Annotated in this window: 19 protein-coding genes; 10 read left to right on the top strand and 9 right to left on the bottom strand. The window is 62.2% G+C overall.

What is annotated here, in order from left to right; translation table 11 throughout:
* Positions 1 to 184: 184 nt before the first annotated feature.
* A complete protein-coding gene (locus ACNFCH_RS02210; RefSeq protein WP_337159951.1) occupies positions 185 to 2,485 on the top strand; it encodes a YgiQ family radical SAM protein in 2,301 nt (766 codons plus the stop codon).
* A 72-nt stretch (positions 2,486 to 2,557) separates the two neighbouring features.
* On the opposite strand, the gene ACNFCH_RS02205 is transcribed toward ACNFCH_RS02210, so the two are convergent.
* The gene (locus tag ACNFCH_RS02205; protein ID WP_337159952.1) at positions 2,558 to 3,145 is read right to left on the bottom strand and encodes a TIGR00730 family Rossman fold protein; all 588 of its coding nucleotides are present in this window, start codon (positions 3,143 to 3,145) and stop codon (positions 2,558 to 2,560) included.
* 349 nt (positions 3,146 to 3,494) lie between these two features.
* On the opposite strand from ACNFCH_RS02205, the gene azu reads away from it, so the two are divergent.
* Positions 3,495 to 3,944 (top strand): azurin, encoded by a 450-nt coding sequence (gene azu, locus ACNFCH_RS02200; RefSeq protein ID WP_070090466.1) that lies wholly within the window; start codon positions 3,495 to 3,497, stop codon positions 3,942 to 3,944.
* A gap of 110 nt (positions 3,945 to 4,054) precedes the next feature.
* On the opposite strand, the gene nadE is transcribed toward azu, so the two are convergent.
* Both nadE and pncB read right to left on the bottom strand, forming a co-directional pair.
* Positions 4,055 to 4,882 carry an ammonia-dependent NAD(+) synthetase gene (gene nadE / locus ACNFCH_RS02195; protein WP_337159953.1) on the bottom strand — a complete coding sequence of 276 codons (828 nt, stop codon included), beginning with the start codon at positions 4,880 to 4,882 and terminating at the stop codon, positions 4,055 to 4,057.
* Between the two features lie 3 nt (positions 4,883 to 4,885).
* Positions 4,886 to 6,091 (bottom strand): nicotinate phosphoribosyltransferase, encoded by a 1,206-nt coding sequence (gene pncB / locus ACNFCH_RS02190; RefSeq protein ID WP_337159954.1) that lies wholly within the window; start codon positions 6,089 to 6,091, stop codon positions 4,886 to 4,888.
* Positions 6,092 to 6,618: 527 nt separating this feature from the next.
* On the opposite strand from pncB, the gene ACNFCH_RS02185 reads away from it, so the two are divergent.
* The 7 genes from ACNFCH_RS02185 (at position 6,619) to ACNFCH_RS02155 (ending at position 13,072) form a co-directional block, all read left to right on the top strand.
* Complete coding sequence (locus tag ACNFCH_RS02185) at positions 6,619 to 7,755, top strand: branched-chain amino acid ABC transporter substrate-binding protein (RefSeq protein ID WP_070090463.1); 1,137 nt, start codon at positions 6,619 to 6,621, stop codon at positions 7,753 to 7,755.
* A gap of 157 nt (positions 7,756 to 7,912) precedes the next feature.
* Complete coding sequence (locus ACNFCH_RS02180; protein WP_337159955.1) at positions 7,913 to 8,827, top strand: ABC transporter permease subunit; 915 nt, start codon at positions 7,913 to 7,915, stop codon at positions 8,825 to 8,827.
* 2 nt (positions 8,828 to 8,829) lie between these two features.
* A complete protein-coding gene (livM, locus tag ACNFCH_RS02175) occupies positions 8,830 to 10,119 on the top strand; it encodes a high-affinity branched-chain amino acid ABC transporter permease LivM (RefSeq protein ID WP_196162581.1) in 1,290 nt (429 codons plus the stop codon).
* Positions 10,116 to 10,991, top strand: coding sequence for an ABC transporter ATP-binding protein (locus ACNFCH_RS02170; RefSeq protein ID WP_070090460.1), 876 nt, complete (start codon positions 10,116 to 10,118; stop codon positions 10,989 to 10,991). The genes livM and ACNFCH_RS02170 overlap by 4 nt, the downstream gene beginning before the upstream one ends.
* Positions 10,988 to 11,704 carry an ABC transporter ATP-binding protein gene (locus tag ACNFCH_RS02165; RefSeq protein ID WP_043211932.1) on the top strand — a complete coding sequence of 239 codons (717 nt, stop codon included), beginning with the start codon at positions 10,988 to 10,990 and terminating at the stop codon, positions 11,702 to 11,704. Before ACNFCH_RS02170 ends, ACNFCH_RS02165 begins: the two co-directional genes overlap by 4 nt.
* A 146-nt stretch (positions 11,705 to 11,850) precedes the next feature.
* Positions 11,851 to 12,003: a hypothetical protein gene (locus tag ACNFCH_RS02160; protein ID WP_416742169.1), complete on the top strand. Its 153-nt coding sequence runs from the start codon at positions 11,851 to 11,853 to the stop codon at positions 12,001 to 12,003.
* Positions 12,004 to 12,304: 301 nt separating this feature from the next.
* On the top strand, positions 12,305 to 13,072 hold the full coding sequence (locus ACNFCH_RS02155; protein ID WP_337159958.1) for an SDR family oxidoreductase: 768 nt from the start codon (positions 12,305 to 12,307) through the stop codon (positions 13,070 to 13,072).
* Between the two features lie 48 nt (positions 13,073 to 13,120).
* Here the strand turns inward: ACNFCH_RS02155 and ACNFCH_RS02150 are convergent, their stop codons facing one another.
* The 4 genes from ACNFCH_RS02150 to ACNFCH_RS02135 form a co-directional block, all read right to left on the bottom strand.
* Positions 13,121 to 13,372 (bottom strand): hypothetical protein, encoded by a 252-nt coding sequence (locus tag ACNFCH_RS02150; RefSeq protein WP_337159959.1) that lies wholly within the window; start codon positions 13,370 to 13,372, stop codon positions 13,121 to 13,123.
* Between the two features lie 52 nt (positions 13,373 to 13,424).
* Positions 13,425 to 14,543, bottom strand: coding sequence for an AGE family epimerase/isomerase (locus ACNFCH_RS02145; RefSeq protein WP_416742168.1), 1,119 nt, complete (start codon positions 14,541 to 14,543; stop codon positions 13,425 to 13,427).
* A 91-nt stretch (positions 14,544 to 14,634) separates the two neighbouring features.
* Positions 14,635 to 15,267 carry a TetR family transcriptional regulator gene (locus ACNFCH_RS02140; RefSeq protein ID WP_196162584.1) on the bottom strand — a complete coding sequence of 211 codons (633 nt, stop codon included), beginning with the start codon at positions 15,265 to 15,267 and terminating at the stop codon, positions 14,635 to 14,637.
* Between the two features lie 121 nt (positions 15,268 to 15,388).
* Positions 15,389 to 15,889 (bottom strand): phage infection protein, encoded by a 501-nt coding sequence (locus ACNFCH_RS02135; protein ID WP_337159961.1) that lies wholly within the window; start codon positions 15,887 to 15,889, stop codon positions 15,389 to 15,391.
* Positions 15,890 to 16,197: 308 nt separating this feature from the next.
* Here ACNFCH_RS02135 and ACNFCH_RS02130 point away from each other — a divergent pair, with 308 nt between their 5' ends.
* Positions 16,198 to 18,264, top strand: coding sequence for an AsmA family protein (locus ACNFCH_RS02130; protein ID WP_337159962.1), 2,067 nt, complete (start codon positions 16,198 to 16,200; stop codon positions 18,262 to 18,264).
* 188 nt (positions 18,265 to 18,452) lie between these two features.
* Here the strand turns inward: ACNFCH_RS02130 and ACNFCH_RS02125 are convergent, their stop codons facing one another.
* Both ACNFCH_RS02125 and osmE read right to left on the bottom strand, forming a co-directional pair.
* Complete coding sequence (locus ACNFCH_RS02125) at positions 18,453 to 18,983, bottom strand: ferritin-like domain-containing protein (RefSeq protein WP_196162587.1); 531 nt, start codon at positions 18,981 to 18,983, stop codon at positions 18,453 to 18,455.
* A gap of 47 nt (positions 18,984 to 19,030) precedes the next feature.
* Positions 19,031 to 19,372, bottom strand: a complete 342-nt coding sequence (gene osmE, locus ACNFCH_RS02120; protein WP_196162588.1) for an osmotically-inducible lipoprotein OsmE — start codon at positions 19,370 to 19,372, stop codon at positions 19,031 to 19,033.
* Positions 19,373 to 19,393: the final 21 nt, after the last annotated feature.

The raw sequence follows: 19,393 nt of genomic DNA, 5'->3' as shown, positions 1-19,393 counted from the left end.
GGGCCGTTTCGCGGCCCATCGCAGTGTGAGCGCTTGGCTGTGGGGCTGGCGCCAGCCTGTGATGGAGCGCGAAGCGCTCCCGGGAAGCCTCTCCACGAATCCGACCGTTACCGTCGGATTTGATCAAATTTTGTGCTATATTCCGCGCCCGCGATTTCCCTGCACACCAGAACCGGTCACTGACATGCAAGCAGCCAAACCACTCTACGACTATCCCAAGTACTGGGCCGAATGCTTCGGGCCGGCACCGTTCCTGCCTATGAGCAGGGAGGAGATGGATCAGCTCGGCTGGGACTCCTGCGACATCATCATCGTGACCGGTGACGCCTACGTCGACCATCCGTCGTTCGGCATGGCCATCATTGGCCGCCTGCTGGAAGCCCAGGGCTTTCGCGTAGGCATCATCGCCCAGCCAAACTGGCAGTCGAAGGACGACTTCATGAAGCTTGGCGAGCCGAACCTGTTCTTCGGCGTCGCGGCAGGCAACATGGATTCGATGATCAACCGCTACACCGCGGACAAGAAGATCCGTTCCGACGACGCCTACACCCCGGGTGGCCTGGCCGGCAAGCGCCCTGACCGGGCGAGCCTGGTGTACAGCCAGCGCTGCAAGGAAGCCTACAAGCATGTGCCGATCGTGCTTGGCGGCATCGAAGCCTCCCTGCGCCGTATTGCCCACTACGACTACTGGCAAGACAAAGTCCGTCATTCGATCCTGATCGACGCCAGCGCCGATATCCTTCTGTACGGCAACGCCGAGCGTGCCATCGTCGAAGTCGCCCAGCGTCTGTCCCAGGGCGAAAGCATCGAGAGCATCACCGATGTGCGCGGTACCGCCTTCGTGCGTCGCGACACCCCGCAGGGCTGGTACGAGATCGACTCTACCCGCATCGACCGCCCAGGCCGGGTCGACAAGATCATCAACCCCTACGTCAATACCCAGGATACCCAGGCCTGCGCCATCGAGCAGGCCAAGGGCGAGGTCGAGGACCCGAACGAAGCCAAGGTCGTGCAGATCCTCGACAGCCCGCGCATGACCCGCGAAAAGTCGGTGATCCGCCTGCCGTCGTTCGAGAAGGTGCGTAACGACCCGGTTCTCTACGCCCACGCCAACCGCGTGCTGCACCTGGAAACCAACCCCGGCAATGCTCGCGCCCTGGTGCAGAAGCATGGCGAAGTGGACGTGTGGTTCAACCCGCCACCCATCCCGATGAGCACCGAGGAAATGGACTACGTGTTCGGCATGCCCTACGCGCGCGTCCCGCATCCGGCCTATGGCAAGGAGCGCATCCCGGCCTACGAGATGATCCGCTTCTCGGTGAACATCATGCGTGGCTGCTTCGGCGGCTGCACCTTCTGCTCGATCACCGAGCACGAAGGCCGCATCATCCAGAACCGCTCCCACGACTCGATCATTCGTGAGATCGAGGAAATGCGTGACAAGGTCCCGGGCTTCACCGGCGTGGTTTCCGACCTCGGCGGCCCGACCGCCAACATGTACCGGATCGCCTGCAAGAGCCACGAGATCGAGAAGCACTGCCGCAAGCCGTCCTGCGTGTTCCCTGGCATCTGCGAGAACCTCAACACCGACCACAGCTCGCTGATCGAGCTGTACCGCAAGGCGCGTGCTCTGCCGGGTGTGAAGAAGATCCTGATTGCCTCGGGCCTGCGCTACGACCTGGCCGTGGAGTCCCCGGAGTACGTCAAGGAACTGGTGACCCACCACGTCGGTGGCTACCTGAAGATTGCCCCGGAGCACACTGAGCGTGGCCCGCTGGACAAGATGATGAAGCCTGGGATCGGCACCTATGACCGCTTCAAGCGCATGTTCGAGAAGTTCTCGAAGGAAGCGGGCAAGGAGCAGTACCTGATCCCGTACTTCATCGCCGCGCACCCGGGCACCACAGACGAGGACATGATGAACCTCGCGCTGTGGCTCAAGGGCAATGGCTTCCGCGCCGATCAGGTGCAGGCGTTCTACCCGTCGCCCATGGCCTCGGCCACGGCGATGTACCACTCGGGCAAGAACCCGCTGCGCAAGGTGACCTACAAGAGCGAAGGGGTTGAGATCGTCAAGAGCGAAGAGCAGCGCCGTCTGCACAAGGCGTTCCTGCGCTATCACGATCCGAAGGGTTGGCCGATGCTGCGCGAGGCGCTGCAGCGCATGGGCCGCGCCGACCTGATCGGCCCGGGCAAGCACCAGCTGATCCCGCTGCATCAGCCGCAGACCGACAGCTATCAGAGCGCCCGCCGCAAGAACTCGACCCCATCCGGCAGCCACAAGGTGGGCAAGGACCAGAAGATCCTGACCCAGCACACCGGCCTGCCGCCGCGCGCCAGCGATGGCAGCAAGCCGTGGGACAAGCGTGAGAAGGCCAAGGCCGAGGCGTTCGCCCGCAACCAGCAGGCGGCCAAGGAGCGCAAGGAAGCGGCCAAGGGCGGCAAGGGCAAGAAGAAGCCTCGCCAGCCAGTCATTCCGCGCTGATCGATAGTCTGGGCATTGGACCCTGTGGGGGCGGATGAACCCGCTCCCACAGCGTAAAGCCATCAATCGAGATCAATCAGGCTTCTTGTCGACCCACTTGGGCAGCACGGGCGGCACGAACTCCTCCATCGCATCCAGCAGTTCATCCGGTTGCTTGCCGAGCAACAGCATCGCCCGGTGCTGCGGCCTCACGAAGCCTTCTTCGACGATATGGTCGAGGAACCCGCCAAGCTTTTCATAGAACCCGTTAGCGTCCAGCAAACCCAGCGGCTTGGCGTGATACCCCAGCTGGCCCCAGGTCCAGACTTCGAACAGCTCCTCGAGCGTCCCCAGCCCGCCCGGCAGGGCGATGAAGGCGTCGCTCAGCTCGGCCATGCGCGCCTTGCGGGCATGCATGCCGTCGACCACTTCAAGGCGTGGCAGGCCTTTATGGCCGATTTCCGCATCGATCAGGCTTTGTGGCATGACGCCGATGACCTCCCCGCCAGCGGCCATGGCCGCGTCGGCGACGGCGCCCATCAGGCCCACGGAGCTGCCGCCGTAGACGAGGGTCAGTCCGCGCCGGGCGATGGCCTGGCCCAGAGCCACCGCGGCTTCGCGATACGCGGGGTGGGTGCCGGTGCTGGCACCGCAGAAGACACAAATGGAACGTACAGGCATTGCTCATCTCCCTTCACATGCGTGCACAGGGTAAGACGCATGCCTGCCGCTTCCAAGCGCCGATTCACTCGGGGCGGGAGAATTCGCAGACTGCCGCGCCACAGGCGCCACACGCGTAGGCAGCCAGCAGGCTGCGCATCATGCTGCTCAAGGTCATGGGACTTACTCCTGAATGAGAGGTTGTCCCATCGTCCATTAAGAGGGCATGATGTGCACTTAGATTGGTTGTATACAATCCATTGAACAAATCTACTGGCTGACCTCTTGACCCTCCTTGACTCATATCAGCGAGGAGAGGAAAGGTTTCAGGCAGTCTCGCAATGATAAAACCCTGCCAAGGAGATTCATGATGTTTGCGAAAGCTGTAGCGGTATCCCTGCTGACCCTCGCCAGCGCTTCTGTCTTTGCAGCCGAATGCTCGGTCACTGTGGAATCGACCGATCAAATGTCCTACACCAGCAAAGAATTCACGGTCGACAAGAGCTGCAAAGAGTTCACCGTCAAACTGACCCACTCCGGCAGCCTGCCGAAGAACGTCATGGGCCATAACCTAGTGATCAGCAAGACCGCCGACATGCAAGGCATTGCCACCGAGGGCATGAGCAAGGGTCTGGAAAACGATTACCTCAACGCCGCCAACGCCGCGATCATCGCCCACACCAAGATGATCGGCGCGCCAGAGAAAGAAACCGAAGTGAAGTTCGACACTTCCAAGCTGGAAGCCGGTGGCGACTACAGCTTCTTCTGCACCTTCCCGGGCCACATCTCGATGATGAAGGGCAAGGTCATCGTCAAGTAAGCGAAACCTGAGCGTGTAACCTGTGGGAGCGGGTTCGTCCGCGAATGCCAAGGTGGTTTGCCACTGCATTCGCGGATGAATCCGTTCCCACAGGTGTTTCTACCGCCCGCTCAAGGCGCGAACGGCAGCTCGCGCTTGTGCTGGCTTTTGCGGTAGGTGGCGACGATGATGTCGAAGGCTTCCTGGCTGACGGGCTCGCCGTGCAGGAAGGCGTCGATTTGCTTGTAGGTCACGCCGTGGGAGGCTTCATCTGGCTTGCCTGGCGCCAGGTCCTCCAGGTCCGCGGTCGGCACTTTTTCCACTAACGCTTCCGGTGCGCCAAAGCTGCGAGCGATGTCACGCACCTGGTTCTTCACCAGGCCGCTCAATGGCGCCAGGTCGCAAGCACCGTCACCGAACTTGGTGAAGAAGCCCATCACTGCCTCGGCGGCATGATCGGTACCGATCACCAGGCCCCCTCGGGCGCCAGCAATGGCGTACTGGGCCACCATGCGCATGCGCGCCTTGACGTTACCCACGACGAAATCCACCAGGGTCGGCGAGCCGCCTTCCAGGGCTTTGGTCTCGGTCGCCAGTGCGCGTACGGCCGGGGCGATGTCCACGGTGTGCACTTCATCGGCTTTGATCACATCCAGACACGCTTGGGCATCGTGCTCGTCGTGCTGCACCTGATAGGGCAGGCGCACGGCGATGAAACGATAGCTGTCGTCACCGGTCTCGGCACGCAGCTCATTGACCGCGCGCTGGGCGAGCAGGGCGGCGGTCAGAGAGTCGACCCCGCCGCTGATGCCCAGCACGAGGGTCTTTAGCCGGGCATTGGCCAGGCATCCCTTGATGAAGGCCACGCGCCGGGCGACTTCGGCCTGAAGCGCGGCGGCGTCGGCGAACGGGGGCTGCACCTTGAGCTGCTGCGCAATCTCTCGCTGAACGGCTTGCATGGGTTACTCCTTGCTGGGGACTTTGAATACGTGGCGCAGGTAATGGACGAAATTCTCGTCACGGCATTGGGTCTTGGCGGCCTCGTCGGAGATCTTCGCCACCGGGGAACCGTTACAGTCGGTCATTTTAAGCACGATGCTCATCGGTGCCACCCCAGGGATGTCGCAGGTGAGGTTGGTGCCGATCCCGAAGCTGACATTGATGCGACCGCGCAGGGCGCGGAAGATTTCCAGCGCACGGGTCAGGTTCAGGCCGTCGGAGAACACCAGTGTCTTGGTCATCGGGTCGATGCCCAGTTTGCGGTAGTGAGCGATGGCCTTCTCCGCCCAGGCTACCGGGTCACCGGAGTCATGGCGCAGGCCGTCGAAGAGTTTGGCGAAGTACAGGTCGAAGTCGGTCAGGAATGCATCCATGGTGATGCAGTCGGTCAAGGCGATCCCCAGCAGCCCTCGGTATTCGCGGACCCAGCAGTCCAGCGCGGCGATCTGGCTGTCGATCAGCCGCGGGCCCAGTTGCTGGTGGGCCATGATCCACTCATGGGCCATGGTGCCCAGGGGTCTGACATCCAGCTTCCAGGCCAGGTCCACGTTGCTGGTGCCGACGAAACGCGCCGGGAAGTCATCGCGCAATACCCGCACCACTTCTTCCTGCACGCGACCGGAAAAGCGCCGACGGGTACCGAAATCGGCTACCTGCAGTTCAGCCAGCTCTTCGTCGCTGGCATGGGCGCGCAGCCAGTCGAACTTGCGGTACAGCTGGTCACGCGCCTCGCTCAGGCGCATGCGCGGATGCAGATGGCGGTTGCGCACCTCGCTGATGATGGCCAGTAAGGGCACTTCGAACAGGATCACATGCAGCCACGGGCCGCGCAGACGCAGGAATAACTGGTCGTGCTCGATGCCGATGCGCAGGTAGCGCAGGTTGAAGCGGAACAGCCCGAGAAAGCGCAGAAAGTCTGGCTTGAGAAAGCTGATGCGCTCGAGAAAGGCGAGCTGACCGTCGTCCAGGGAGAGGTCGCTCAGGTGTTCGATCGCTTTACGGATTTCGTCGAGGTAAGGGCGCAAGTCCTCGCCGTTGCGGCAGCGGAACTCCCATTCCACATCGGCATCCGGGTAGTTGTGCAGGACGGCCTGCATCATGGTCAGCTTGTAGAAATCGGTGTCGAGCAGGTTGTGCACGATGCGCTCGGCAAATGCGCTCTCGCTCATTGAGGGGCTCCAGGTGGCGGCGCTCGCGTCACAAAGCAGGCGCGCGGAATCCGCGTCATTGTGCCAGCGTTTGCAGCGTAATGAGCACATAGGCTTCGGTAACGTCCCGTCTGGTACTGCCTGCCCGAGCCCTGCTAGCGCGGGGTTATCCCGTGATTTGGCGCTTTTGTCGTCCGTGGCCGGGCACTTTCCTACACGCCAGCGCGCCTTGTAACGGTGCCGCCTGTAGCAGTTGTGCACTTGCAGTGTGCAGTTCGGTGACGTCGCCCTGTTACAGGGCGGTTGCACGTAAACACTTGCCGGGGTTGCAATGATGGCACTGCGTGGTTGCCCTTGATGGCTTCAAGGGTTGCGACTTGTCTAGGTTAGACGGTTGCACGCTCAATAAAGAAAAGGCCGTCGGTCGCCTTTAGTCCGCTCTCCAATGCGTTTTGCGACGAAGACAAAACGGCTGGCACGGTGCTTGCTCTAACCAGAGTGCTGAAAGTTGTAGTGCCAACCAAAAAAACTCTAAGGAGCACCACCTCATGTCGCAGACGTTTTACAAGAAAGGTTTCCTGGCTCTCGCCGTAGCTTCGGCACTGGGTGTTTCCTCGTTTGTTCAGGCCGATGTGAAGATCGGCGTCGCAGGCCCGATGACCGGTGCCAACGCAGCGTTTGGCGAGCAGTACATGAAAGGTGCCCAGGCGGCAGCCGACAAGATCAACGCCGCAGGTGGGGTCAACGGCGAGAAGATCATCCTGGTCAAGGGCGATGATGCCTGCGAACCGAAGCAAGCCGTGGCCGTGGCCAACCGTCTGGTCGACCAGGACAAAGTCATTGGCGTGGTCGGTCACTTCTGCTCCTCCAACACCATCCCGGCCTCCGAGGTCTATGACGAAGCTGGCGTGATCGCCATCACTCCAGGCTCCACCAACCCGCAGGTCACCGAGCGTGGGCTGTCGGCCATGTTCCGCATGTGCGGTCGTGACGACCAGCAGGGCATCGTGGCTGGCGACTACATCGTCGATGTGCTCAAGGGCAAGAAGGTCGCGGTCCTGCACGACAAGGACACCTACGGCCAAGGCCTGGCCGATGCGACCAAGGCACAGCTTGAAAAACGTGGCGTGAAGCCTGTGCTGTACGAAGGCCTGACCCGTGGCGAGAAGGACTTCAGCGCGGTGGTCACCAAGATCCGCTCCACCGGTGCCGACGTGGTCTACTTCGGTGGCCTGCACCCAGAAGCTGGCCCGCTGGTACGCCAACTGCGCGAGCAAGGTCTGAAGGATGTGAAGTTCATGTCCGACGACGGCATCGTGACCGACGAACTGGTCGCCACTGCTGGCGGTGCCCAGTACGTCAACGGTGTGTACATGACCTTCGGTGCCGACCCGCGCCTGCTGCCGGACAGCAAGGCGGTGGTGGAGGAGTTCCGCAAGGCCGGTACCGAGCCTGAAGGCTACACCCTGTATGCCTACGCCTCCCTCCAGGCCCTGGCTGCCGCGTTCAACGGCGCCAAGTCGAACAAGGGTGAGGACGCCGCCAAGTGGCTCAAGGCCAACCCGGTCCAGACCGTCATGGGCGAGAAGAAGTGGGACAGCAAGGGTGACCTGACTGTCTCCGACTACGTGGTCTACCAGTGGGATGCCAACGGCAAGTACCACCAGCTGGAAAAACAAAAATAACAACGGCGACCGGCCCGGATGCGTACTGCTCCGGGCCGCAGCCCCGCGGTACCTGTCTTTATCCGTAGATCTGCACAGTTCTGCGCTGCGAGGGCCGCTTCAGCGGTGGTCCGCCGTGGTCGGCGCTCGTGCAATCTCAATCAGGTGAGATTGCGTTATGGATGGTATTTTCCTGCAGCAACTGATCAATGGACTGACCCTCGGGTCTGTCTATGGTCTGATCGCCATCGGCTACACAATGGTCTATGGCATCATCGGCATGATCAACTTCGCGCACGGCGAGGTGTATATGATCTCCGCGTACCTCGCGGCGATCAGCCTGGCATTGCTGGCCTATTTCGGTGTCGAGTCGTTTCCGCTGCTGATGTTGGGGACCTTGTTGTTCACCATCGTCGTCACGGGCATCTACGGCTTCACCATCGAGCGCATCGCCTACAAGCCCCTGCGTAACTCCACCCGCCTGGCACCGCTGATCAGTGCCATCGGTATCTCGCTGATCCTGCAAAACTACGCGCAGATCAGCCAGGGCGCCCGCCAGCAAGGCGTGCCCACCCTGCTCGAAGGCGCCTGGCGCGTCGATGTGGGTACCGGCTTCGTACAACTGACCTACACCAAGATCTTCATCCTGGTGGCGGCTTTCGTCGGCATGGGCCTGCTCACCTATGTGATCAAGTACACCAAGCTCGGCCGCATGTGCCGCGCGACCCAGCAAGACCGCAAGATGGCCTCGATCCTGGGGATCAACACCGACCGGGTGATCTCCTATGTGTTCGTCATCGGTGCGGTGATGGCTGCGCTCGCAGGCGTGCTGATCACCATGAACTACGGCACTTTCGATTTCTACGCCGGCTTCATCATTGGCATCAAGGCGTTCACCGCCGCGGTGCTCGGCGGCATTGGCTCGCTCCCTGGCGCCATGCTTGGCGGGATCATCCTGGGGATCTCCGAGTCGTTGTTCTCCGGCCTGATCAACTCCGACTACAAGGACGTGTTCAGTTTCTCACTGCTGGTGATGATCCTGATCTTCCGTCCCCAAGGCCTGTTGGGTCGCCCGCTCGTGGCTAAGGTGTGAACATGTCTGCTGCCAATACTGTTTCTTCCGGTTTCGATATCAAGCGCAGCCTGCTGGAGACGATTGTCGCCGGCTTGCTCGCCCTGATCGTCTTTGGACCTGTCGTCGGCGTGGTGCTCGACGGCTACAGCTTCAACGCAGAACCCAAGCGCGTGGCCTGGCTGGTCGGCGGAGTGATGCTGGGGCGTTTCGTCCTCAGCCTGTTCCTGCAGACCGCCTCGGGGCAGCGCATGCTCCAGGGCTTCGAAAGCGGCGGCTCGGGCGTGCATGTGCTGGCGCCTGACTACAAGTCGCGGCTGCGCTACATCATTCCGGCGCTGATCGTCATCGCCATCGTGTTTCCGGTCTTCGCCAACAAGTACCTGCTCACCGTGGTCATCCTCGGCCTGATCTATGTGCTGCTGGGCTTGGGCCTGAATATCGTGGTGGGCTTGGCGGGCCTGCTCGATCTGGGCTACGTGGCGTTCTACGCCATCGGCGCCTACGGCCTGGCCCTGGGCTACCAGTATCTGGGCCTGGGCTTCTGGAGCGTCCTGCCGCTGGCGGCCATCGCCGCGGCGCTGGCCGGGTGCATCCTGGGCTTTCCGGTGTTGCGCATGCATGGCGACTACCTGGCGATCGTGACCCTGGGCTTTGGTGAGATCATCCGCCTGGTTCTGAACAACTGGCTGTCGTTCACCGGCGGCCCCAACGGCATGCCGGCGCCGTCGCCGACCTTCTTTGGTCTCGAGTTCGGCCGCCGGGCCAAGGACGGAGGGGTGCCCATCCACGAGTTCTTCGGCTTCGATTACAACGCCAACCTCAAGTTCGTGTTCATCTACGCGGTGCTGTTCATCGTCGTGCTGGCCGTGCTGTACATCAAGCACCGCCTGACCCGCATGCCTGTCGGCCGGGCCTGGGAAGCGCTGCGTGAAGATGAGATCGCCTGCCGTTCGATGGGCCTGAACCACGTACTGGTCAAGCTTTCGGCATTTACCCTGGGGGCTTCCACAGCAGGTCTGGCTGGCGTGTTCTTCGCCACCTACCAGGGCTTCGTCAACCCTTCGTCGTTCACCTTCTTCGAGTCGGCGCTGATTCTCGCGATCGTGGTGCTCGGTGGCATGGGCTCGACGGTGGGCGTGGTGATCGCCGCCTTCGTGCTGACCGTGGCGCCGGAGCTGCTGCGCAGCTTCTCCGAATACCGGGTGCTGCTGTTCGGTGTGTTGATGGTGCTGATGATGATCTGGCGACCGCGAGGACTGATCCGCATCAGCCGCGCCGGTGTGACCCCGCGTAAAGGAGTGGCGCCATGAGCGACGATATCATTCTCTCGGTCGACAACCTGATGATGCAGTTCGGCGGCATCAAGGCGCTCAGCGATGTCAGCCTGAAGGTCCGGCGCAACCAGATCTTCGCCCTGATCGGCCCCAACGGCGCTGGCAAGACCACAGTGTTCAACTGCCTGACCGGGTTCTACAAAGCCAGTGGCGGGCGCATCGAACTGAACGTGCGCGGTGGCCGCACCAACGTCATCCAGTTGTTGGGCGAGCGTTTCCAGGCGACGGATTTCGTGTCCCCGGCGCGTTTTGCCAACCGCTTGTACTACAAGATGTTCGGCGGTACCCACCTGGTGAACCGCGCGGGCCTGGCCCGGACGTTCCAGAACATTCGCCTGTTCAAGGAAATGTCGGTGGTGGAGAACCTGCTGGTGGCCCAGCACATGTGGGTCAACCGCAACCTGCTGGCCGGCGTGCTCAACACCAAGGCCTACCGCAAGGCCGAAAGCGATGCCTTGGACCACGCGTTCTACTGGCTGGAGGTGGTCGACCTGGTCGACTGTGCCAACCGCCTGGCCGGCGAGCTGTCCTACGGGCAGCAGCGCCGCCTGGAGATCGCCCGGGCCATGTGCACACGACCGAAGATCATCTGCCTGGACGAACCGGCTGCCGGCCTCAACCCCCAGGAAACCGAAGCCCTGAGCCGCATGATCCGTGTGCTGCGTGATGAGCACGACATCACCGTGGTGCTTATCGAGCACGACATGGGCATGGTCATGAGCATCTCCGACCATATCGTGGTGCTCGACCATGGCAACGTGATCGCCGAAGGCGCTCCGCAGGACATCCGCAACAACCCGACGGTGATCGCCGCCTACCTGGGTGCCGACGAAGAGGAACTGGTATGAGTGCACCCATTCTCGAGCTCAAGGACCTGGACGTGTTCTACGGCCCGATCCAGGCGCTGAAGAAAGTCAGCATGCACATCAACGAAGGCGAGACGGTGAGCCTGATCGGTGCCAACGGTGCCGGCAAGTCGACCCTGCTGATGTCGATCTTCGGCCAGCCCCGGGCCGCGTCCGGGCAGATCGTCTACCGGGGCACCGATATCACCCGCAAGTCGTCGCACTACATCGCCTCCAATGGCATTGCCCAGTCGCCGGAAGGGCGTCGGGTGTTCCCCGACATGACCGTCGAGGAGAACCTGATGATGGGGACCATCCCGATTGGCGACAAGCATGCCGATGAAGACATGCAGCGCATGTACGAGCTGTTCCCGCGGCTCAAGGAGCGCCGTAACCAGCGCGCCATGACCATGTCCGGCGGCGAGCAGCAGATGCTTGCCATTGCCCGGGCCTTGATGAGCCGTCCCAAGCTGCTGCTGCTGGACGAGCCGTCGCTGGGCCTGGCGCCGATCGTGGTCAAGCAGATCTTCTCGACCTTGCGCGAACTGGCCAAGACGGGGATGACCATCTTCCTGGTAGAGCAGAACGCCAACCACGCACTGAAGCTCTCCGACAGGGCCTATGTGATGGTCAACGGCCAGATCCGCATGAGCGGGACCGGCCAAGAGCTGTTGGTCAACGAGGAAGTGCGCAACGCCTACCTCGGCGGACACTGACCAAGCAACCGGGCCGCGGCGCGGCCCGGCTGTTCACGCCAATGTGGACAACTTGTCGCACACCTTGCGCAAGTACCCGCACAATCCCTTCGCAAGTCATTGTTTCCACAGGCTTCGCTTTGTCCACGGATCGTGTGGAGCTGCCTGTGGAAAACATGGTGGCAGGTGTCTCTACGCCTTTGCTGGCGCGCCTTACAGGCTTCTGTATGTTTTTTGATCAGGACGGTCTTGTGGACGGTTTTGTGGTGGTTCCGCAGTCTGCGAAACGCATCTCCATGCCTGTTGAAAGCTGTGGATAACTCTGTGAAAAAGCCTTGGACAGACCGCTGCAAGCGGCACGATTGAAAGCGTTGCGCCATCACTGAAAAAGCTGTCCACAGCACAGGCAGGCAAAAAGCGTTCAGTCAGGGGGACGAGTTTCCCCCAATCCGTGGGGAAAGCCTTGTGGATAAGGTGCGCATAGGTGCGTTTAGCCCTTCTATCTCAAGGGTTTCAGAATGTTGGCTACTTATTGATCAGCCTTGGGCGTGCTTGCTGCCGGCGACGTGGGGGACCATGCTCAATAGCTGTCGACGATAATCCACCGTGAAGGAGATGCGCATGACATCCACCGTATTCATCACTGGCGCGACGTCTGGCTTCGGTGAAGCCACTGCCCGCCGTTTCGCTGAGGCAGGCTGGAAACTGGTACTCACCGGCCGGCGCAAGGAGCGCCTGGAGGCCCTGTGTGCCGAGTTGTCGGCCAAGACCGAAGTGCACGGCCTGGTGGTCGATGTGCGTGATCGCAAGGCCATGGAACAGGCGATTGCCAACCTGCCGCCGGCGTTCGACAAGCTGCAGGGCCTGGTCAACAACGCGGGTCTCGCCCTGGGCGCATCGCCTGCGCAGGACTGTGACCTGGATGATTGGGTAACCATGGTCGACACCAACATCAAGGGCTTGATGTACACCACCCGGTTACTGCTGCCGCGCCTGATTGCCCATGGCCGTGGGGCGAGCATTCTCAATGTCGGTTCGGTGGCGGGTAACTATCCCTACCCGGGCAGTCACGTATATGGCGGCACCAAAGCCTTCGTCGGGCAGTTCTCATTGAGTCTGCGCTGTGACCTTCGCGGCACCGGTGTGCGTGTCAGCAACATCGAGCCGGGGCTGTGCGAGAGCGAGTTCTCGCTGGTGCGCTTTGGGGGTGACCAGGCGCGCTATGACGCCACCTATGCTGGTGCCGAAGCGATCCAGCCTCAGGACATCGCCGAGACGATCTTCTGGATCCTCAACCAGCCGGCGCACATCAACATCAACAGCCTTGAATTGATGCCGGTGAGCCAGGATTGGGCGGGGTTCTCGGTGCACCGCGCGAGCAAGGGCTGAACGCACGTGAACCGGCCTAGGCCGGTTCACGTGTTTATGCGGGTGTTTTTACTTGATCAGTGCCAGGTAGGTTTCGTTTGGCTTGATGATTTCCAAGGCTTGGAGCACATCATTGATCGCATCCTGTCGGCCGAGATCCTCGGCGGTCGCTTTTCTGCTGATGACGCGACGCAAGCTCAGGAGATAGCTCAGTTTTCCGTGGGAATGCTCATCGTAGCGCTGGCTGCGGCTGTCGATGATCTTCTGTGCTGCCTTGTTGATCTGCTCTTCCACGAATGCTGCAAAATCGCTGTCGTTCATGACCATTGGTCCTTCTGGAGGGAAGAACCATGTTGGACTGTATGATCCCGGGTCAGCAGAGGGAAGAGTTGTCTGCACAGGCGGCCTGTAGGCCTTCCAGACAGGTTGCCAGGTGATAGGGCGTGGTGGACGGCATGTCATGCCGGCTGACCTCACCTTGGCCATCGCGGCATTCGTGCCAGCCACCGGCATGCAGGAAGCGCTCCTCCAGCGCACGTAGCTGCGCCAGCAACTTCGCCTCGTTCGTTGGTCGCAACGCCAGTGCCCGCAGGTATTCCGCCTGGGCCCAGATGCGCTGGGTAGGGTCGATCACCTTGCCGTCCACATCCAGCATGGCCAGCACGGCCGAATCCTTCACGCCGCATTGCTCGGCATACACGAATGCGCGATCGATGGATGCATGCAACGGGGTGTCGCGCAGCAGCGGCGAGGTGTCGAGCAGATAGAACCATTCGAACTGATGGCCCGGCTCGAACCAGTTATCCACAGCCCCGCGCGGTTTCTCCAGCATCAAGCCGTGAACGGGGTCGACGAAATGCGTTTGCAGCGCTTCGCACAGGGACAGCAAGGCGTGCTCGACGGCGTCGTCGTCGCGCACTGCGAGGGTCTGCAGGAAGGCTTCGGCCAGGTGCATTTGTGGATTCTGTAACGGCCCGCTGCCCAGGTCCGACCAATCTTCGCCCAGGCTGGCTTCGTACAGCCCGTCATCGCGGGCGAAACGCTCGGCGACGACGTCCAGCGCGGCATTGAGCGCCGACTCCACCAGCCCTTCGCGCACCTTGCCCCAGTAATGGGCGCAGGCGAAGACGATGAAGGCGTGGGTGTAGAGGTCCTTGCGCCGGTCCAGCGGCTGCCCTTGGGCATCGATACTGTAGAACCAGCCACCATGTTCGGCATCGTGGAAATGCCGTTGCAACGAGCGGAACAACGCCGCCGCCCGCTCTGCCGCGCCTGGTTGCTCGATGCAGCGGCTGAACAGGTACAACTGCCGGGCGCAGGCCATGGCACGGTAGCGTTGCACGGGCATGGGCCGGTGTTCGCCGTCGAGGGCCTCGAAGGGCAGGGCGAGCTCGGCGTTCCAGCCTGGGCCTTGCCACAGCGGCACGATGCAGTTGGCGAAGTGCTGGTTGAAGCGAGCCAGTTCGGGCAGGGTGGGGCGGGGGTCGGACATGAAGGCGCTCGTCGCAATCGGGCAGTGCGCCATGGTAGCAGAATGGGGTTATGGGGCGCTCGCGCCGGCACTTTGCCGGGGCAGGCGACGATCAGCCTGGGTTTCCCAGCCCCTGCCAGTGCCGCGCCCCCACGAAGATGAAGCGCAGCTGCTGGGTGATTTTTTCCTGCGGGGTGAGGGCTTGTGGATTACCGGCATCAGGGCTGTCGATCAGCTCTGGAAGGGTGGCGAACACGGTCTTGACCACCAGATCGGCCATCACTGCCAAGGCGGCGCCGTCCAGATGCTGCCACCGTGGCATGCGGGCCAGGTCGGTGGCCAGATCCGCGCTGATGGCTTGACGCAGTTGGGCGATGGCCTGGCGCACGGCCTGGGAGCCCCCGTACTGCTCGCGGGCCAGAAACAGGAACTGCGCGCGGTGGGCAGCTACCACATCCAGGAAGATCCGCACCGAGGCGTCGGTGATGCCGCCCAGTTCGAACTCATTGTGTCGCACGATCCGGATGGTCTGGCGGAACGTCGCATCGACTTCGGCGACAAGGGCCAGGCCCAGAGCGTCCATGTCGGTGAAATGCCGGTAGAAACCGGTGGGGACGATGCCGGCCGCCTTGGCTACCTCGCGCAAGCTGATGCTGCCGAAACCCCGGCCACTCTCCATGAGTTGGCAGGCGGCATCGAGCAGGGCCTGGCGTGTCTGTAGCTTCTGTTCGGCGCGCGGCAGCATGGGAGGTGTTCTGTGGCTGTACGGCTGGGCACTCTAGATAAAAAAACGAAGCCCGGTCAATGGACCGGGCTTGGAGGGGAGCAGGTGTGGCGTGGTGGGTTGTTGTTCTGGGCCATGGTGATCAGCCCATGCGGCCAAGTTCTACCAGGCGATCAGAACCGCCTTCGGCGACGCGGTTGTTACGTTCGATCAAGCGATCGGAGCCGCCTTCGGCAACGCGGTTGTTACGTTCGATCAGGCGATCGGAGCCGCCTTCGGCAACGCGGTTGTTACGTTCGATCAGGCGATCGGAGCCGCCTTCGGCAACGCGGTTGTTACGTTCGATCAAGCGATCGGAGCCGCCTTCGGCAACGCGGTTGTTACGTTCGATCAGGCGATCGGAGCCGCCTTCGGCAACGCGGTTGTTACGTTCGATCAGGCGATCGGAGCCGCCTTCGGCGACGCGGTTGTTACGTTCGATCAGGCGATCGGAGCCGCCTTCTGCCAGGGTGTTCAGTGGCTGGGCGACGGTGGCAGCGCTGGACCGGGATTCAGCCGTCAGGTGTTGTTCGGCAGCCGGCAAGGCGAAGGCGTTGGCGGCAAGGGCTGTCAGGGTCAGGCTCAGCAGCAGATGGCGTTTCATGATCTCGTTGCTCCTCTAGGGGGCTGGGAAAAGTGGGTACGAGGCCAATGCTACGCTCGGTAACGCCAGAGAAAAGTTCATCCGGGTAATGGTAACAATCGATGGCATTGATACACCGATGAAACGGCTCTGGCTCAGTGTTTTCAGGGGATTTCAAGCGGAGTGTCACCTGAGGGGAGGACCGCGCAGCGGCCGGCCGGAGCTGTTTATCATCATGATCGATTAAACCCGGCGCGCTTTCGTCAGTCCGACATAATGAGTGCCATCGCCGTGCCCGTTTTGTGCCATGCAGTCAGGAGAATTACGCAATGACGCGTCCCTTTCGCATCCTTACCTGGATCCTAACCAGCCTGCTGACCCTGTTGGCGATAGTGGTGGTGATCATCGCCACGTTCGACTGGAACCGCGTCAAGCCGCTGCTCAACGAGAAGGTCTCCGAAGCCCTGCACCGCCCCTTCGCGATCAACGGCAACCTGGCCGTGCAATGGCACCGTGAACCTTCAGAGGGCGGTTGGCGCGCCTGGGTGCCTTGGCCGCATTTCGTTGCCGAGGACCTGACCCTCGGCAACCCCGAGTGGCTCGAATCACCGCGCATGGTGGGGCTCGAGCGCGTGACGTTTCGGCTGTCGCCGGTGCCGTTGCTGTTCCAGCAGATCGTCATCCCGCGCATCGACCTCGCCAAGCCCACTGCCAGCCTGACGCGTCTGGCCGATGGGCGGGCCAACTGGACTTTCGATCTGGGGCCCAAGGATAAAACCGCCGAGCCCTCGCCTTGGGTGTTGGACATTGGCGCCATCGGCTTCGACCAGGGCAATGTCAGTTTCGATGACCAAACCCTGAAAACCCGCATGAAGGTACAGATAGACCCGCTGGGCAAGCCGATCCCCTTCAGCGAGATCGTCGGCAAGGCCCGTGCCGACCAGGCCGGTGCGGCCCAGGATTATGCCTTCGGCCTCAAGGCCCAAGGCACCTACAAAGGCCAGCCGGTGTCCGCCACTGGCAAGATCGGCGGGCTGCTGGCTTTGCAGGATGCCCGCCAGCCGTTTCCGCTCCAGGCCGACGCGCGCATCGGTGACACCCGCGTGGCGCTCGCCGGCACCCTGACCGACCCGCGCAACCTGGGTGCCCTCGACTTGCGCCTGCGCTTGTCCGGCAGCAGCCTGGGCAACCTCTACCCCCTCACCGGCGTGACCCTGCCCGACACGCCGGCCTATGCCACCGACGGCCATCTCACCGCCAATCTGCACGATCCCCAGGGCGCGCGGTTTCGCTATGAAGGATTCAACGGCAAGATCGGCGACAGCGATATCCATGGCGACCTGACGTTCGTTGCCAGCCAGCCTCGGCCCAAACTCTCCGGAAACCTCGTCTCCGAGCAGTTGCTGTTCAAGGACCTGGCACCGTTGATCGGCGCCGACTCCAACGCCGAGCAGAAGGCCCGAGGCGGCGCCAGCAAGCAGCCGACGGGCAAGGTGCTGCCGGTGGAGGCGTTTCGTACCGAGCGCTGGCGCGCCATGGACGCGGACGTCACCTTCAGCGGCAAGCGCATCGTGCACAGCGAGCAACTGCCCTTCAAGGACCTCTCGGCCCACGTCGTGCTGGAAGACGGCCTGCTGCGTCTGGAGCCCCTGCGCTTTGGCGTGGCGGGTGGCAATCTGAACGCCAACATACGCCTGGATGGCCGCAGCGTGCCGCTGCAGGGGCGGGCGCGGCTGAGTGCTCGCGGCTTCAAGCTCAAGCAGCTGTTTCCAAGCTTTGCGCCCATGCAGACCAGTTTCGGCGAGCTCAATGGCGATGCCGATCTCAGCGGCCGCGGCAACTCGGTGGCGGCCTTGCTGGGCACCTCCAACGGTGACTTGAGCCTGTTGATCAACGATGGCGCCATCAGCCGCAGCCTGATGGAAATAGCCGGGCTCAACGTGGGTAATTACGTGATCGGCAAGCTGTTCGGCGACGAGGAGGTGAAGATCAATTGCGCGGCGGCCAACGTGGGGATCAAGGATGGGCTGGCGACCACGCGCCTGTTCGTTTTCGACACCGAGAACGCGATCATCTACATCAACGGCACGGCGAATTTTGCCACGGAGCAACTGGACCTGAAGATCACCCCTGAATCCAAAGGCCTGCGCCTGTTCTCTTTGCGCTCGCCGCTGTATGTGCGGGGGCCGTTCGCCAAGCCCAGTGCTGGGGTGCAAGCGGTGCCGCTGGCGCTGCGCGGGGCCGGCATGGTCGCTTTGGGCGTGGCCATGGGGCCGGCGGCCGGGTTGCTTGCGCTGATCGCGCCGGGGGACGATGTGCCGAACCAGTGCACACCGCTGCTCGAACAGATGAAGGCGGGCAAGGCGCCGAGTGCGGTGAAGAGCAAGAAAAAGTGAACGGGGCGTGGGGCGCGTGCGAGCACCGAGTGACATGCTTCGCGGGTAAACCCGCTCCCACAAGGTTCGCCGCTGCTTTCGACAACACCGCTGTATCTGTGGGAGGTTCGCCGCTGCGCTCGACAACACCGCTGTACCTGTGGGAGCGGGTTTACCCGCGAAGGGCTGCAGCGCAGCCCCAATAAGGCTTACAACCCTTTCAACAGGTCCGCCATGTCATCGGCGTGTTCTTCTTCCTGGGCCAGGATGTCCTCGAAGATGCGCCGGGTGGTCGGGTCCTTCTCGCCGATGTACTGGATGATCTCGCGGTAGCTGTCGATGGCGATGCGCTCGGCCACCAGGTCTTCCAGCACCATTTCCTTGAGCGTGCTGCCGGCCACGTACTGGGCGTGGGAGCGTTTGCTCAGGTTGTCGGGGTTGAAGTCCGGCTCCCCGCCCAACTGGACGATCCGCTCGGCGAGCTTGTCGGCATGTTCGGCCTCCTGGGTGGCGTGCTCGAGGAACTCCTCGGCGGCGACGCTGGCCTTGATGCCGCTGGCCATGAAGTAGTGGCGCTTGTAGCGCAGGGTGCAGACCAGTTCCGTGGCCAAGGCTTCGTTGAGCAGGTTCAGGATCTTGTCCCGGTCGGCGCTGTAGCCTTCGGTCACGGCGCCTTGCTCGACATGTTGTCGGGCACGCTCGCGCAGGGTCCGGACATCGGTCAGTTCAATAGCGTTCATGTTCATCTCCGAAAGGATCAGGGGGGGCACGGTGTGTCAGGGAGGGCTCACGCGCCGTGTACAGCCTCGCGGTCCTCTTCTCGTTGCTTGCACGTCTTGAAGCCCTTGGCGTCGACATGACCGGTGGCGTCGAAGCGCACGTAGTAGGGCTGCTGGTGGCCATCGCGATTGAGGATGTAGTCGTTGCAGGTGCCGCCGTGGGGCAGGTCAGTGGCGTTCGACGGGCTGCCGCCAATGGCGATGACCTTCTGCATGGTCATGCCCTTCTCCACCTGCTTGACCAGCGGCTCGTCGCGGTAGGTGACGTAATCCACCGGGTTTTCCGGGTGGCTGCCGCAGGCGGCCAGCGCCGCGCTTGCCAACAGGATGGCCAGGGTCTGTCTGTACATGGTCCGGCTCCTTGCTCAGGG

Origin of the sequence: Pseudomonas sp. NY15354, assembly GCF_048068075.1 — a bacterium.
GTDB classification, from domain to species: Bacteria; Pseudomonadota; Gammaproteobacteria; order Pseudomonadales; family Pseudomonadaceae; genus Aquipseudomonas; species Aquipseudomonas guariconensis_C.
Note: the sequence above shows the minus strand (reverse complement) of the source record. Positions and strands in the feature narration are given on the sequence as shown.